The sequence below is a fragment of the Goekera deserti genome, from assembly GCF_010685995.1.
GTDB classification, from domain to species: domain Bacteria; phylum Actinomycetota; class Actinomycetes; order Mycobacteriales; family Geodermatophilaceae; genus Goekera; species Goekera deserti.
This window is the reverse complement of record NZ_JAAGWK010000012.1, coordinates 36,706-51,935: the sequence shown is the minus strand read 5'-3', so window position 1 is coordinate 51,935 and position 15,230 is coordinate 36,706. Positions and strand designations below refer to the sequence as shown.

General features: G+C 75.4%; 13 protein-coding genes. 10 read left to right on the top strand and 3 right to left on the bottom strand.

Going from position 1 to position 15,230, the window contains the following annotated elements; translation table 11 throughout:
* The first annotated feature begins 312 nt into the window (after nt 1–312).
* Entirely contained in the window at nt 313–1,227 is a 915-nt protein-coding gene (locus G1H19_RS10455; protein ID WP_162392275.1) for a heme o synthase, read from the top strand.
* A 440-nt stretch (nt 1,228–1,667) separates the two neighbouring features.
* Here G1H19_RS10455 and G1H19_RS10450 read toward each other — a convergent pair whose 3' ends face one another.
* Complete coding sequence (locus G1H19_RS10450; RefSeq protein ID WP_162392274.1) at nt 1,668–2,615, bottom strand: COX15/CtaA family protein; 948 nt, start codon at nt 2,613–2,615, stop codon at nt 1,668–1,670.
* A gap of 213 nt (nt 2,616–2,828) precedes the next feature.
* On the opposite strand from G1H19_RS10450, the gene G1H19_RS10445 reads away from it, so the two are divergent.
* From G1H19_RS10445 to G1H19_RS24505, 9 genes are all read left to right on the top strand, one after another.
* Nucleotides 2,829–3,707 carry a helix-turn-helix transcriptional regulator gene (locus tag G1H19_RS10445; RefSeq protein WP_235927888.1) on the top strand — a complete coding sequence of 293 codons (879 nt, stop codon included), beginning with the start codon at nt 2,829–2,831 and terminating at the stop codon, nt 3,705–3,707.
* On the top strand, nt 3,704–5,161 hold the full coding sequence (sufB, locus tag G1H19_RS10440; protein WP_152727562.1) for a Fe-S cluster assembly protein SufB: 1,458 nt from the start codon (nt 3,704–3,706) through the stop codon (nt 5,159–5,161). The genes G1H19_RS10445 and sufB overlap by 4 nt, the downstream gene beginning before the upstream one ends.
* Entirely contained in the window at nt 5,161–6,513 is a 1,353-nt protein-coding gene (sufD, locus tag G1H19_RS10435; RefSeq protein WP_174278032.1) for a Fe-S cluster assembly protein SufD, read from the top strand. Before sufB ends, sufD begins: the two co-directional genes overlap by 1 nt.
* Entirely contained in the window at nt 6,510–6,842 is a 333-nt protein-coding gene (locus G1H19_RS10430) for a non-heme iron oxygenase ferredoxin subunit (protein ID WP_152727563.1), read from the top strand. Before sufD ends, G1H19_RS10430 begins: the two co-directional genes overlap by 4 nt.
* 11 nt (nt 6,843–6,853) lie before the next feature.
* On the top strand, nt 6,854–7,675 hold the full coding sequence (sufC, locus tag G1H19_RS10425) for a Fe-S cluster assembly ATPase SufC (RefSeq protein ID WP_235927885.1): 822 nt from the start codon (nt 6,854–6,856) through the stop codon (nt 7,673–7,675).
* On the top strand, nt 7,672–9,021 hold the full coding sequence (locus G1H19_RS10420; protein ID WP_152727564.1) for a cysteine desulfurase: 1,350 nt from the start codon (nt 7,672–7,674) through the stop codon (nt 9,019–9,021). Before sufC ends, G1H19_RS10420 begins: the two co-directional genes overlap by 4 nt.
* Nucleotides 9,018–9,470, top strand: coding sequence for a Fe-S cluster assembly sulfur transfer protein SufU (gene sufU / locus G1H19_RS10415; RefSeq protein ID WP_162392273.1), 453 nt, complete (start codon nt 9,018–9,020; stop codon nt 9,468–9,470). The genes G1H19_RS10420 and sufU overlap by 4 nt, the downstream gene beginning before the upstream one ends.
* The gene (locus G1H19_RS10410) at nt 9,467–9,832 is read left to right on the top strand and encodes a metal-sulfur cluster assembly factor (RefSeq protein ID WP_456071364.1); all 366 of its coding nucleotides are present in this window, start codon (nt 9,467–9,469) and stop codon (nt 9,830–9,832) included. The genes sufU and G1H19_RS10410 overlap by 4 nt, the downstream gene beginning before the upstream one ends.
* Before the next feature lie 116 nt (nt 9,833–9,948).
* Complete coding sequence (locus G1H19_RS24505; RefSeq protein WP_202925746.1) at nt 9,949–10,533, top strand: GNAT family N-acetyltransferase; 585 nt, start codon at nt 9,949–9,951, stop codon at nt 10,531–10,533.
* Between the two features lie 45 nt (nt 10,534–10,578).
* Here G1H19_RS24505 and G1H19_RS10400 read toward each other — a convergent pair whose 3' ends face one another.
* Together G1H19_RS10400 and G1H19_RS10395 are read right to left on the bottom strand one after the other, a co-directional pair.
* Nucleotides 10,579–12,744 carry an SCO7613 C-terminal domain-containing membrane protein gene (locus G1H19_RS10400; protein ID WP_152727565.1) on the bottom strand — a complete coding sequence of 722 codons (2,166 nt, stop codon included), beginning with the start codon at nt 12,742–12,744 and terminating at the stop codon, nt 10,579–10,581.
* Nucleotides 12,745–12,817: 73 nt separating this feature from the next.
* Complete coding sequence (locus tag G1H19_RS10395; protein ID WP_152727566.1) at nt 12,818–15,193, bottom strand: SCO7613 C-terminal domain-containing membrane protein; 2,376 nt, start codon at nt 15,191–15,193, stop codon at nt 12,818–12,820.
* Nucleotides 15,194–15,230: the final 37 nt, after the last annotated feature.

The window sequence follows — 15,230 nt, the reverse complement described above, 5'->3', positions numbered from 1 at the left end:
TGACCCGGTCGCGCGGTGGACGTGCCACCGGTGCGGCCGGGCGACGATGCGTGGCGGCACGCCCGGGCGGACGTCGTCGCCCGGTGGGTCCCGGGGGACCCGCCCGCGCGTCGCCGTCGCCGTGGGCCCTACCCGCTGGACGTGCTGCCTCAACGTGATCGAACCCTAGTCATCGCGGAGCCTTCCCAGGGCGTTTCGCCCCGGGTGCGGAGTTAGAGTGGGTGCACCCCCTGACGTCGGCTGAGAAGGACCCCAGGTGCCCCCCTGCCCGCGCACCGCTCGCCCGTCGAGCGACGGGTCCCCGGGCACCCGGTGACGGCCACCGCCCAGCGCCCCGTCCTCGCCGCCCGGCGGCCGATGACGGTGCTGCGCTCGTACGTGTCGCTGACCAAGCCCAAGCTCGTCGAGCTGCTGCTGGTCACCACGCTGCCGGCGATGATGCTCGCCGACGGTGGCTGGCCGGGCACCGGCCTGGTGGTGGCCACGCTGGTCGGCGGCATGTTGGCCGCCGGTGCCGCCAACACGATCAACTGCTGGTTCGACCGGGACATCGACCGGCTGATGTCCCGCACCCGGGACCGGCCCATCCCCAGCGGGGTCATCCGGCCCCGGGCGGCGCTGATCTTCGGCGTGCTGCTGGCCTGGGTGTCGCTGGTGGTCCTCGGCGTGTTCACCACCCCGCTGGCCACCGCCCTCGCCGCGGCGGCGGTGCTGGCCTACTCGGTCGTCTACACCATGGTGCTCAAGCGCCGGACCAAGCACAACACCGTCTTCGGGGGCCTGCCCGGCGCCGCCCCGGTGCTCATCGGCTGGGCCGCGGTCACCGGCTCGCTGGCCTGGCCCGCGGTGGTCTTCTTCGGCATCGTCTTCTGCTGGCAGATGCCGCACTTCTACGCGCTGGCCAGCCGCTACCGCTACGACTACTTCCGGGCCGGCGTCCCGATGCTGTCCGTCGTCGCCGGGCCGGTCAGCGTCGGCCGGCAGTCGGTGGCCTGGGCGTGGGCCACGCTCGCCGTCTCGCTGTTGATGTGGCCGCTGACGCCGGGGGCGAGCTGGGTGTACCTGGTGCCCGCCGTCGTCCTGGGTGCCTGGTTCGTGCTGGAGTCCCACCAGTGGCTGGCCCGGGTCAAGCTCGGCGAGGAGCACCGGCCGATGCGGCTGTTCTCCGTGTCGATCACCTACATGACCCTGCTGTCCATCGCCCTGGTCGTCGACGTCCTCGTCTGAGCGCCCGGCCCGCCCGGCGGCCGTGACACGGCCCCGTCAGCCGGCCCGGCCGCTGCCCATCGCGAGCAGGGCGGCGCCCAGCGTCGCGCCGGCGCCCAGGACGGCCAGGCCGTAGCCGACCGTGTCGCCGGCGAACAGGCCGATCCGGGGCAGGTCGACGCGCCAGGCTCGTGCACCCGGTCGGCGGCGCCTCGTCCGTCACGTCGGTGACGGCGGACGCCGGCACGTCGGTGGCGCACCGGACGGGGACGAACAGCAGCCCGGCCACGACCACCGAGCCGCCGAGGACCGCGGACACCCACCGGCCGGGCCCGCGTCTGATCTGCCGACCGGCCAGCACCCCGACGGCGGTGCAGGCGACCAGCCCCACGACGATGACCGTCCAGGTCATGTCGGAGCTCCGTGCCCCCGCCGGGTGTCGGGCTAGCCCGGCACGCGGGTCAGGCGCTCAGCGAGGGGGCGGCCGTGGCGGCCGGGGTCGCCAGCGGCTGCTCGGACGCCGGGCCGCGCACCGACCACAGCAGCCGGGCGGTGTACGCCGTCACCAGGACCGCGCCCGCCATGTGCACCAGCACCAGCACGACGGGCAGGTCGGTGAAGTACTGCACGAAGCCGACGACGCCCTGTGCCAGCGTGACGACCAGCAGGTCGCGGGCGGCGCGGCGGACCCGGCCCGGTGCCTCGGTGGCCCGCAGCGCGACCACCAGCGCCAGCAGCAGACCGACCAGCAGGAACACCACGTCGGCGTGCAGCTGGCTCATCTGCTCGGCCGACAGACCGGTGCGCCCGGCCTCGGGGTCGCCGCTGTGCGGGCCGCTGCCGGTGACGATCGTGCCGAGCACCAGGACGGCGGCCACCGTGACGGCGATGCCGGTCGTGATGGCGGTGAGCTGCGGCCGGACGACGAGCTGGCCGACCCCGGGCTCCCGGGACCGCAGCCACAGCGTGGTGGCCACCGCCACCAGCACGCTGGACACCAGGAAGTGCGCGGCCACCGTCCACGGGTTGAGCCCGGTGAGCACGGTGACGCCACCGAGCAGGGCCTGCGCCGGGATGCCCAGGAAGCCGATCACGGCGAGCGGGCGCAGGTCGCGGCGCACCGACCGGAAGACGGCGACCACCGTGGCGACGGCGATGACGGCGAGCACGAAGGTCAGCAGCCGGTTGGCGAACTCGATGACCCCGTGACCGGCCAGCTCCGCGGTCGGGGTGACGCTGCCGTCGATGCACTCGGGCCAGGTGGGGCAGCCCAGCCCGGACCCGGTGACGCGGACGGCGCCGCCGGTCACGACGATCACGCCGTTGGCCACGGCGTTGGCGAGGGCCAGGCCGGTCACGACGGCCGGGCGGCCCAGGCGCGCGAGCAGATCCGCAGGGGAGACGGGCACGCCAGCGATGCTAGTCACCGGTGCGGCCGCTGACCGGCGGATCGGCCGATCGGGCCGGTGACCCGGCACACCGCCGACAGTAGTTGCCGTCGACACGGTGATCCGGGGGCGATCCGGGTAGGGCCTGGCGGCCGGGCCGCCCGGGTCAGGTGGGGCCCCCGGGGTTAGGTCGACCTTGCTTGCGGGAGCCTCGAAATAGGACACACTCGTGTTGTGGAATCCCCCCTGTCGCACGCCCCCCGGTCGTCGGGTGCCCCCGACGACGGGCGCACGCGCGACCGGGTCTCCGCCCTCCTGCTCGAGCACGGGCCGCAGACGGCGACGGAGCTGGCGGCGCTGCTGGGTGTCTCGCCGGCCGCCGTCCGCCGGCACCTGGACGCCCTCACCGCCGCCGGGCGGGTGCAGGAGCGGGCCACCCCGGGCGAGCACCGCGGCCGCGGCCGGCCGGCCCGCCGCTTCCACCTCACCGACGCCGGGCGCTCGGCCTTCCCGCACGCCTACGACGACCTGGCGCTGACCGCGCTGCGGTTCGTGGCCGCCCAGGGTGGTCCGGACGCCGTCCGGGCGGTCGCCGAGCAGCAGCTGGCCGGCCTGGAGCAGCGCTGCTCGACGGCCGTGGCCGCCGCCACCCAGGCCGACGGCGGCCAGCCGGTGGACCGGGCGCAGGCCCTGGCCGTGGCGCTGTCCGCCGAGGGCTACGCCGCCACCTCGACGGCGATCGCCAGCGGCGGGCAGCTGTGCCAGCACCACTGCCCGGTGGCCCACGTCGCCGCCGAGTTCCCGCAGCTCTGCGAGGCCGAGACCGCGGTGATCGGCCGGCTGGTCGGCACGCACGTGCAGCGGCTGGCCACGATCGCGCACGGCGACGGGGTCTGCACCACCCACATCCCGGGTGGCCTGGCCCGCCCCGGTGGCGCCCCTCAGACCGCGGCGAGTGCCACGCAGACCACGGCCCGGACGGGGAACAACACGCCCCCGGCCGGCCCTGTACCACCTGAGCGCAGCGTGCCGACCGGCCTCCGCGGCCCGGCCCGCCCTGCACAGACCACCCGCCCCAGCTCGACGACCCACCGGGAGAGGACGCCCGCATGACCAGCATCCAGGACCCTGAGACCCAGACCGGCACGCCGGCCGCCGCGCTGACCCAGGACGAGCAGATCGACCAGCTCGGCCGGTACAAGTTCGGTTGGGCCGACTCGGACGTCGCGGGTGCCTCCGCGCGCCGCGGCATCGACGAGGACGTCGTCCGCGACATCTCCCAGCGCAAGAACGAGCCCGAGTGGATGCTCGACCGTCGGCTCAAGGCCCTGAAGCTCTTCGGGAAGAAGCCCATGCCCGACTGGGGCTCGGACCTCTCCGGCATCGACTTCCAGAACATCAAGTACTTCGTGAAGTCCACCGAGGCGCAGGCCGCCACGTGGGACGACCTGCCCGCGGAGATCAAGGACACCTACGACCGCCTGGGCATCCCGGAGGCGGAGAAGCAGCGCCTGGTCTCCGGCGTCGCGGCCCAGTACGAGTCCGAGGTCGTCTACCACAAGATCCGCGAGGACCTCGAGGAGCAGGGCGTCCTGTTCCTGGACACCGACACCGCGCTGCGCGAGCACGAGGACCTGTTCCGCGAGTACTTCGGCTCGGTCATCCCGTCCGGGGACAACAAGTTCGCCGCGCTGAACACCGCCGTCTGGTCCGGTGGCTCGTTCATCTACGTGCCGCCGGGCGTGCACGTGGAGATCCCGCTGCAGGCCTACTTCCGGATCAACACCGAGAACATGGGCCAGTTCGAGCGGACCCTCATGATCATCGACGAGGGCGCCTACGTGCACTACGTCGAGGGCTGCACCGCCCCGATCTACAAGAGCGACTCGCTGCACTCCGCGGTCGTCGAGATCATCGTGAAGAAGAACGCGCGCTGCCGGTACACGACCATCCAGAACTGGTCGAACAACGTCTACAACCTGGTCACCAAGCGGGCCGTGGCCCACGAGGGCGCGACCATGGAGTGGGTCGACGGCAACATCGGCTCCAAGGTGACGATGAAGTACCCCGCCGTCTGGATGACCGGCGAGCACGCCAAGGGCGAGGTCATGAGCATCGCCTTCGCCGGCGAGGGCCAGCACCAGGACGCCGGGGCCAAGATGGTGCACGCGGCGCCGCACACGTCGTCCAACATCATCAGCAAGTCCGTCGCCCGCGGCGGTGGCCGCACGTCCTACCGCGGCCTGGTGCAGATCGACGAGGGCGCGTACGGCTCGAAGTCGACGGTCAAGTGCGACGCGCTGCTGGTCGACACGATCAGCCGCTCGGACACCTACCCCTACGTCGACGTCCGCGAGGACGACGTCGCCATGGGCCACGAGGCCACGGTCTCCCGGGTCAGCGACGACCAGCTCTTCTACCTGATGAGCCGCGGCCTGTCCGAGGACGAGGCCATGGCCATGGTGGTGCGCGGGTTCGTCGAGCCCATCGCCCGCGAGCTGCCGATGGAGTACGCCCTCGAGCTCAACCGCCTGATCGAGCTGCAGATGGAAGGTGCCGTCGGCTGATGACCGACCCACAGACCACCCTCACCACCGACACCGCGGCGCTGGCCGGGGAGCTGTTCGCCCCCGGCGTCGGCGCCCAGGCCGGCCCGCCCACCACCCCCGCGGCGGGCACCGGCACCGCCGGCGACACGACCGCCGGGTCGCACTCGCACGGCGGCCCGGCCCCCACCGGGTCGCCCGCCGAGCGGTTCACCTCCACCGACCCGGACGCCTTCGGGCGGGTCACCGGCCGCGAGGAGGAGTGGCGCTTCACCCCGATGCGCCGCGTCCGCCCGCTGCTGGAGGGCGCCCCCTCCGAGGCCCGGCTCAGCTGGGACGACGACCTGCCCGAGGGCGTCGAGCTCACCAGCGTGCTGGCCGACGACCCGCTGCTGAAGGGCCTGCCCGAGCCGGTCGACCGGCTCGCGGCGCTCACCCGCCAGCGCAGCGGCGGCGCCACCGTGCTGCGGGTGCCGGCCGAGGCCCAGCTCGACCGCCCTGCCACCGTCCGGCTCACCGGCACCGACTCCGACGCCGCCGGTGGGACGCCGGTCGTCTGGGGCCAGCTGGTGATCGAGGTCGGCGCGTACGCGAAGGCCACCGTCGTCCTGGAGCACTCCGGCTCCGCCCGCTACTCCGGCGGCGTCAGCGTGCTCGTCGGCGACGGCGCGCAGGTCACCGTGGTCTCGGTCCAGGACTGGGACGCCGGCTCCGTGCACGGTGGCCAGTTCGACGCCGTCGTCGGCCGGGACGCCCGGTTCAAGCAGGTCGTCGTCACCCTGGGCGGTGACCTGGTGCGGCTGGTCAGCAACGTGCAGTACGCCGGGCCCGGCGGCTCTGCCGAGCTGCTCGGCCTGTACTTCGCCGACGAGACCCAGCACCAGGAGCACCGGCTCTGGGTCGACCACGCGGTGCCCAACTGCACCAGCAACGTCGTCTACAAGGGCGCGCTGCAGGGCGAGCAGGCGCACACCGTGTGGGTCGGTGACGTGCGGATCCGTCCGGCGGCCACCGGCACCAGCACCTACGAGCTCAACCGGAACCTGGTGCTCACCGACGGCGCCCGCGCCGACTCGGTGCCCAACCTGGAGATCGAGACCGGTGAGATCGTCGGCGCCGGTCACGCCAGTGCCACCGGCCGCTTCGACGACGAGCAGCTGTTCTACCTCTGCTCCCGCGGCATCGACTCCGAGACCGCCCGCCGCCTCGTGGTGCGCGGCTTCTTCGCCGACGTCGTGCAGCACATCGGCATCCCCGAGCTGCAGGACCGCCTGATGGCCGGCATCGACCGCCGCCTGGGCGCCCTGCCCGACCTCGAGGAGCAGGCCACACCGGAGCGCGCCGAGCCGGAGCACGAGGACCAGCCGGCATGACCGCCGTCCGGGCGTGTGCGCTCGCCGACGTCCCCGAGGGCGGCGCGCTGCGCGTCGAGCTCGCGGACGTCGATGTGGCGGTCGTCCGGTTCGGCGGCGAGGTCTACGCGATCGAGGACCTCTGCTCGCACGCCGACGTGCCGCTGTCCGACGGCGACGTCGACGAGATCGACGGTGCCCCCGCCATCGAGTGCGCGTTCCACGGGTCGTGCTTCGACCTGCGCACCGGTCGGCCCACCCACCTCCCGGCCACCGCGCCGGTGCCCGTCTACCCGGTCCGCGTGGAGGGCGACGACGTGTACGTCGACGTCTCCGCGGCCAGCACCTGAGGAGCCACCCCGTGACCAGCCCCAGCACCACCCAGACTCCCGCCAGCACCGTCACCGGCAGCGTGCTGGAGATCCGCGACCTGCACGTCACCGTGGGGGAGGGCGACGACACCAAGGAGATCCTGCGCGGCGTCGACCTCACCGTCCGCGGTGGCGAGACCCACGCGATCATGGGCCCGAACGGGTCAGGCAAGTCGACCCTGGCCTACTCGATCGCCGGGCACCCCAAGTACACGATCACCGGCGGCACCGTCACCCTGGACGGCGAGGACGTGCTCGCCATGACCGTCGACGAGCGGGCCCGCGCCGGGCTGTTCCTGGCCATGCAGTACCCGGTCGAGGTCCCCGGCGTCTCGGTGTCGAACTTCCTGCGCACCGCGGCGACCGCGGTCAGCGGCGAGGCACCGAAGCTGCGCACCTGGGTCAAGGACGTGCGCACCGAGATGACCGCGCTGGAGATGGACGCCGCCTTCGCCGAGCGCAACGTCAACGAGGGCTTCTCCGGCGGTGAGAAGAAGCGGCACGAGATCCTGCAGATGCGCCTGCTCAAGCCGCGCATCGCGATCCTGGACGAGACCGACTCCGGCCTCGACGTCGACGCGCTGCGGGTCGTGTCCGAGGGCGTGAACCGGGCCAAGGCCGACAGCCCGGTCGGCGTCCTGCTGATCACGCACTACACGCGGATCCTGCGCTACATCCAGCCCGACTTCGTGCACGTGTTCGTGGCCGGCCGGGTCGTCGACGAGGGCGGCCCGGAGCTGGCCGACAAGCTCGAGGCCGAGGGCTACGCCAGCTACCTCAAGGACGCCACCGCGGGGGAGGCCACCGCATGACGCAGACCGTCGCGCGCAGCGGCGCCGAGGCCGGCTCGCCGGCCCGGCCGTCGCTGCCGCTGGACGTCGACGCCATCCGGGCCGACTTCCCGATCCTCGCCCGCACCGTGCGGGACGGGAAGCGGCTGGTCTACCTCGACTCGGGCGCCACCTCGCAGAAGCCCCGCCAGGTGCTGGACGCCGAGCGCTGGTTCTACGAGAACGTCAACGCCGCGCCGCACCGCGGTGCCCACCAGCTCGCCGAGGAGGCCACCGAGGCCTACGAGGCCGCCCGGGCCACCATCGCCGGGTTCCTGGGGGCGCGGTCGGACGAGGTGGTGTTCACCCGCAACAGCACCGAGGCGATCAACCTGGTGGCCTACGCGATGAGCAACGCCGCCACCGCCAAGGAGCCGGCGTTCCGCCGGTACGCGGTCGGCCAGGGCGACGAGATCGTGGTCACCGAGATGGAGCACCACGCCAACCTCGTGCCGTGGCAGCAGCTCTGCGAGCGCACCGGCGCCACGCTGCGCTGGCTCGGCATCACCGACGACGGCCGGCTGGACCTCTCCGACCTGGCCACGGTGGTCAACGAGCGCACCAAGCTGGTCACCGTCACCCAGCAGTCCAACATCCTGGGCACCATCAACCCGCTCGGCGAGATCATCGCCCGGGCGCACGAGGTCGGCGCCCTGGTCATGGTCGACGGCGCCCAGTCGGTGCCGCACCAGCCGGTCGACGTGACCGAGCTGGGGGCGGACTTCCTGGTGTTCTCCGGTCACAAGATGCTCGGGCCCACCGGTGTCGGCGTGCTGTGGGGCCGCTACGACGTGCTCGACGCGCTGCCGCCGTTCCTCACCGGCGGCTCGATGATCGAGGTCGTGCGGATGGAGGGCAGCACCTTCGCCGCCCCGCCGCAGCGGTTCGAGGCGGGCGTGCCGATGAGCGCCCAGGTGATCGGCCTGGCGGCGGCCGTGGAGTACCTGCAGGGCCTGGGCATGGACCGGGTCGAGGAGCACGAGCGCGTGCTCACCGGCTACGCCCTGGACCGGCTCGGCGAGATCCCCGGCGTCACCGTGATCGGCCCGCCGGACACCGTGGCCCGCGGCGGGGCGATCAGCTTCACCGTCGACGGCGTGCACCCGCACGACGTCGGCCAGGTGCTGGACGACCTCGGGGTGGCCGTGCGCGTGGGGCACCACTGCGCGTGGCCCGTCGTCCGGCGCTTCGGCGTACCGGCGACCACCCGGGCCACGTTCTACGTGCACACCGGCCTGGACGACGTCGACGCCCTCGTCGACGGCATCCGGCATGCCCAGCGCTTCTTCGGTGTCGCTCCGTCCGCCGTCCACGGAGGTAGGCCGTGAACCTGGAGAGCATGTACCAGGACATCATCCTGGACCACTACCGGAACCCGCACGGCCGCGGGCTGCGCGAGCCCTTCGAGGCCGAGGTGCACCACGTCAACCCCACCTGCGGCGACGAGGTCACCCTGCGCGTGCACCTCGACGGTGACACGATCGCCGACGTGTCCTACGAGGGCATGGGCTGCTCGATCAGCCAGGCGTCGGTCTCGGCGATGTACGACCTGGTGATCGGCCGGACCGTGCAGCAGGCGCTGGACACCGGCGAGCACTTCAGGACGCTGATGTCGGCCAAGGGCGACCCGACCGTCGCCGAGAAGCTGGAGGACGAGCTGGAGGACGCCATCGCGTTCGCCGGTGTCTCCAAGTACCCCGCCCGCATCAAGTGCGCGCTGATGAGCTGGATGGCCCTCAAGGACGCCAGCATCCGAGCAGGAGGGACCACCCCGTGAGCGAGACCCCCGAGACGCCGACCATGCCGGTCGGCAAGAGCGCGCTGATCGAGGACCTCGAGGAGGCCATGCGCGACGTCGTCGACCCCGAGCTCGGTGTCAACGTCGTCGACCTCGGGCTCGTCTACGGCATGGACGTCGACGACTCGAACGTGGCGATCATCGACATGACGCTGACCTCGGCGGCCTGCCCGCTGACCGACGTCATCGAGGACCAGGCCCGCCAGGCCCTCACCGGCGGCCCCGGCCCCGGCCTGGTCGACGACATCCGGATCAACTGGGTCTGGATGCCGCCGTGGGGCCCGGACAAGATCACCGACGACGGCCGCGAGCAGCTGCGCGCCCTGGGCTTCCGGGTCTGAAGGAGGACCACCCTGCCCCCCACGCTTCGCAAGCTCAGCGCGGGCCCCTGCAGGATGGCCTGTTCCAGGCGATCGCTGCTGGCGGCCACCCTGCGGCCGACGGCAGTGTGACGACGGTGCCCCCGCTCCCCGGAGCGGGGGCACTCGTCGTCGGCGGTACCGCCTGGCACGTGGTCGCCGCCGACGTGGACCCGGCCTGGGTGGTGGCCGCCGTGGCGCACGACCCGGTCGCCGCCCCGCTGGGCGCCCGCTTCCTGAGCGCGCTGGCCGACCGGACCGGCCTGTCGCCCGGTGTGCTGGACGCCGTCCTGGTGGCTACAGCGACTGCACCCACTCCTGCAGTGCAGCTCAGGGCTCTGGTCGAGGTGTCCGCGGCGGCCCACCCCCGGGTGGAGCGGGCCCTGCACCACCGCACCGGCGTCCGGGTGTGGCAGACGTCTGACGGCGCCGCCCTGCTGACCCTGGGCCAGGGTGTGGCCGGGCGCTGGGAGGTCAGCCTGGAGGTCGACCCGTCAGCCCGGGGCCGCGGGCTGGGCACGGCGCTCGCCACCGCGGCCCGGTCGCTGCTGCCGCCGGGGACGCCTGTCTGGGCGCAGGTGGCACCGGCCAACACCGCGTCGCTGCGCGCCTTCCTCGCTGCCGGGTACCGCCCGGTGTGCGCCGAGGTGCTGTTCGACGACCCCTCGGTGCAGCGGATGTAGTGATCAGCACCGACCAGCGGCCGGCGGCGAGTGCGCCGGGGCAGCTCAACGGAACTGGGCCAGCCGGCCCACCACACCTCGCACCCGCTGCCGTCGCTCCTCCTCGTAGGAGGTGCCGAGCCCCAGCAGCAGCACGCCGGCGCCGCCGACGCCCAGTAGCAACGGCCACGGCAGGCCGACGACGAGCAGCCCGGCGGCCACGGCGAGCAGCGTGCCGGCGGCCACCAGCAGCGGCGCCCGCACCTGCCAGCCGATCGAGGCACCGACGGTCGCGGTCGCCACCAGCAGCACCAGCGAGGTGCGCAGGGCATCGGGTTCGGCGAGCCCGAGCAGGACCGAGGGCACGGCTGCCACCAGGCAGGCCGGGCCCCAGGTCCGCCAGGACGGGCCCGTCACCAGCTGCCGGCCCGACCCCGCCAGCAGCGCCGCGGCCGCGCTGAGGCTGTAGACCTCGACCACGCCGATGCCGACCGTCGCTGCACCCGTCCAGCAGCCCGCGACCAGGGCCACCACCCCGAGACGGCGGGCCCCGGAGCGCTCGCCGACGTCCGCCCGCTCCGCCTGCGGGTCGGCCACCGCCGCGGCGTCGGCGACCGGATCCTCGGCGTCCTGCCGGTCCTGCGCCGCGGCGAGTGCCCGCCGGCCGGGCAGCCCCCGACGCCGGGCGACCCGGGGCACGCGGTCCGGGCCCGGCGTCGTCCCGGGCAGGGCGCCGTAGACCAGCAGGGCCACGCCCCAGACGGCGAGCTCCGCGGCCAGCCAGCCCCACGCGCCCAGCGTCGTGACCACGAGCAGCCCGGCCAGCGCGGCCCCGGCCCCCACCCGCAGCAGCGGCCGCTCGTCCGGCCCGCCCCGCAGCACGCCCGCCCCGTCCAGAGCGGTGACCGCCACGACGAGCACCGCCGCCGACGCCCAGGGGGCCGGCACCGTCCCGGCGGCGGCCTGCAGACCCACCCCGGCGGCCAGGCAGGCGAGCGCGACGGTGACCGCGTCGGTGTGGTCGACGCGGGGCAGGGCGGCGACCACGGCGGCGATCAGCGCGCACGCCAGCAGCAGCAGCGACACCGCGGCCCACCGCTCGGCCAGCAGCAGCTGCACCAGCGCCGTGCCCGTCAGGGTCACCGCGGCGACGGTTCCGGCCGGCTCCCAGACGCCGATCCCGCGCTGGGCCGCGGCGCTCACCAGCACGGCCAGCAGCAGGCCGGCGTGGCCGGCCAGCTGCACCGCGTCGGTGCCCTCGCCGTGCGCGGCCCCGGCGACACCGAGCGCTGCGACCGACCCGCCGGCCAGCGGCAGGAGCCAGCGGTTGCCCAGGTACGGGTGCAGCTCGCGGTGGTGCTCGACCAGGACCAGCGCCGCTCCGGCCGTCACCAGCAGCGCCACCGCCGTGCTGCGTGCGGCACCGGCGCCGGCCGGGCCCCAGGCGGCGTCCAGCGCGGAGAGGACCCCCGCGGCCCACCACGGCAGCGCGGTGACCAGGACGACGAGGGCGACCCGGGTGCGCCGGCGGGCACCGGCGTGCGCGCGCGCCTGCGCGCCCACCGGCGTCGCGGCCACCCGGCCCCGCGTGCCGCGGTACGCAGCTGCCAGCAGCCCGGTGACGGCCGTGCCCACCAGCGCCACCTGCGGCCACGGTGCGGGCGACGGGACGCCGGTGAGCCAGCCGAGCACGCCCACCTGCACGGCCGCCCACGAGGCCACCGGCCAGGTCAGCGGGCCCTCCGCCCGGCCGGCGAGGGAGGCGAACAGCACGGCCAGTCCGCCGGCCGCCAGCGTCGAGGCCGGCAGGCCCGGCACGGGGGAGTCCGGGCCCAGGTCGAGCGCCACCAGCAGGGCGAGCACCGCGCCCACCGCGGCGAGCGCCTCCTCGGCCACCCGCAGCCCGCGGGTGGCCGCGGGCACCGACAGCCCGGCGGACACCAGTGCGAGCCCACCCACCGCTGCCCGGCCGACCTGGCTCCCGCCGGTCAGCAGCGTGGCCGCACCGACGGCCACCACCAGCACCGCGCCGACGCCCAGCAGGACCTGCTGGGGGCTCGTCCGGTCGGTGGCGGTCCCGGTCCTCGCCGCCCCCGGCCGCGTCCTGCCCGGTCGCGGGCCGCGGGGGCGGGTGGTCCCGGGAGGGGTGGTGTCGGGCGGGGTGGTGTCGGGCGGCGTGGCTGCGGGCGGCGTCCCCGGGGGCGTCCCCGGGGGCGTGGTGGTCGGTGCCATCGAGCCTCCAGGAGCGGGCGGGTGGCTGTCCCCTCACCGTAGGGGCGTCGGCAGCCACCCGCCCCCGGCCGGGTCAGCGCATCTGGCCGACCCAGGCCACGGCCTCCCGGGCCTGCGCCCGGCGCTGCTCGTAGGTGGCGCCCACCGCCAGCAGCACCAGACCGGCGGCGCCCAGCGACAGCCAGCGCGGCACCAGCGGCGCGTACGGGGCGAGCTCGGCGAGCACCACCAGCACCAGGCTGACCCCTCCGACCACGAACGGTGCCTGCCGGTGGGTCAGCGCACCGGCGACCACGGCCGCGGTCGCCGCCAGGACGACCAGCACCAGCCGCACGGCCGAGCCGCCGGCCATCACGAGCAGCACCGAGGGCGCGGCGGCGACCAGCAGGGCCGGCCCCCACACCGCCCACGACCCACCCGGGGCGGGCCGCGGTCCGTCGCCGCGCCACGGGCGGGTCCGCAGCCACGGGCCGGTGAGCAGCAGCAGGCCCAGCGCCGCGGGCAGCGTGTAGGCCTCCGGGGTGTCCACGTTGGCGCCGCCCAGCGCCGTCCACAGCGCGACGAGCAGGTCGGCGACGGCGACGGCGAGCACGAGGCGGCGACCGCTGACCGCCCAGTACCCGACGCCGGCCGCGCCGACCACGGCCAGCTGCAGCGCCACCTGCCCGGTGGCCCCGGTCGACCCGCTGGACGCGGCGGCGGCCAGCGTGAGCAGCGCACCGGACGCGGCGGCCGCGACCTCCTCGGCCCGGCCGGTACGCAGGCCGGCCACGGTAAGCGCGGTCGCGGCGAGCAGTGCCAGCAGCAGGCCGGCCTGGGTGCGGCCGAGCACGTCGGCCTCGCTGGTGAGCAGCACCGCGGCGCCGGGGGCCAGCAGGGCGACGGCGGTGGCGCCGCTGCGCAGCACCGGCACCCGCACCGCGGCGACCACGCCCGGGCCGGTGACGGCCAGCGTGGCGACCGCGAGCAGCCCCGGCCGGTCGGCGGCCAGCAGGGCGACCGTGCCGGCCAGGCCCAGGACGGTCGCGGCCGTCCCGGCCCCGGCGGCGACGCCGGCCCGGTGCCAGCCGAGCACGCCCGCCAGCAGCGCGGTGACGGCCAGCAGCCCGGCGGTCAGCGCGCCGCCGTCGCCGGTGGCGACCAGCGCGCCGGCCAGCGCCAGCGCCGACGGCAGCACGGCCACGGAGGTGAGCACGGCGGCGACCGGGCCGGTGGGGGTGGCACCGTCGCCCGGGACGCCGGCTCCCCGGCGCTGCAGCAGCACCGCGGCGGCCGACCCGAGGAGCACCACGGCGGTGCTGCCCCACGCGTCCGGCCGCGAGCCCGACCAGGCGACGGCGACCCCGCCGATCGCGCCCAGCGCCCCGGCCGTCAGGGCCAGGGCCCGGGCCAGGTCGGTGAGCGCGGGACGCAGCAGCCCGACCAGGGCCAGGTCGGTGGCGGCCAGCCCCAGCAGCGCGGCGACGCCGGCCGGCCCGACCAGCACGTCCGGGGGCAGCAGCACCAGCGGCAGCGGCTGGACGGCGGCCAGCGCCACCACCGGCCAGGTGATGGTGCTGGGGGTGAGCCGGCCCGCGGCCAGCGCGATGCCGGCGGTCACGGTGAGCGCCACCGCCGACCAGGGGCGCAGGCCGATGGCGTCGGCGCCGAACAGGCCCAGCGTGCGCACCGCCCACAGGTCGATCGCGACCAGCGCGCCGGCCGTGACCGCCAGCGCCTCCTCGGTGGCCCGCAGCCCGCGCCGGGCCGCCCACGCGGACGTGCCGGCCGCGGCGGTGGTGACCACCAGCATCGTGCCGGCCTGGAACACCAGCCCGAAGCGCGTCCAGCCGACGGCGACGAAGGCCAGCGCGGCGGTGACCAGCAGGGTGGCGCCCAGCCCGAGCAGCACCTGCTGCGGGGACAGCCGGTTCGCCGGGGAGGGGTCGCGGTGCGGGCCGGAGTGTGCCGGCGGCGGGCCGGCCGGCGGCCGGGCGCCGGTCGGGGGGCCCGCGGGTGCGTCCGGCCGCGGGGTCGGCGGTCGGTACGGGCCCCCGGCGGGAGCCGCGGGCTGCGGCCACGGGCCCGGTCCGGGGGCGGTGGCCGTACCGGGGGTGGTCGCCGTGCCGGGGGCGGTGGCCAGGGGGGCAGCGGTGGCCGGGCCGGCAGCGGTGGGCGGGCCCGCAGCGGTGGCCGGGCGTGAGGTGCGGGCGGGCACCTGCCCGGGGGCGGCGGCGTAGCGGCTCAGCGTGCTCAGCAGCGCGTCCCGGTCCCGGGTGAGCTCGGCCAGCGTCGACCCGATCCGGGCCACGACGAGCCCGGCCTGGCCGACGGCGGGCAGCCCGCAGCGGGCACACGAGGGCGGCACCGTACCGGCCGGGGACCCGGTGCGGACGGTGGACTCACGGGGCACCGGTGCCCCGCAGACCGGGCAGGACAGCACCCACGCGGGCGGGTTCGGGAAGACCATGGGGGGAGCCTGGCAGCGGACGGGGCCGGTGGGGAGG

Bases quoted from the DNA above. Each gene is read 5' to 3' on its own strand.
- G1H19_RS10420 (WP_152727564.1), top strand. From the start codon at position 7,672: ATGACGCAGACCGTCGCGCGCAGCGGCGCCGAGGCCGGCTCGCCGGCC.
- G1H19_RS10400 (WP_152727565.1), bottom strand. From the start codon at position 12,744: ATGGCACCGACCACCACGCCCCCGGGGACGCCCCCGGGGACGCCGCCC.
- G1H19_RS10430 (WP_152727563.1), top strand. From the start codon at position 6,510: ATGACCGCCGTCCGGGCGTGTGCGCTCGCCGACGTCCCCGAGGGCGGC.
- sufB (WP_152727562.1), top strand. From the start codon at position 3,704: ATGACCAGCATCCAGGACCCTGAGACCCAGACCGGCACGCCGGCCGCC.
- sufD (WP_174278032.1), top strand. From the start codon at position 5,161: ATGACCGACCCACAGACCACCCTCACCACCGACACCGCGGCGCTGGCC.
- G1H19_RS10395 (WP_152727566.1), bottom strand. From the start codon at position 15,193: ATGGTCTTCCCGAACCCGCCCGCGTGGGTGCTGTCCTGCCCGGTCTGC.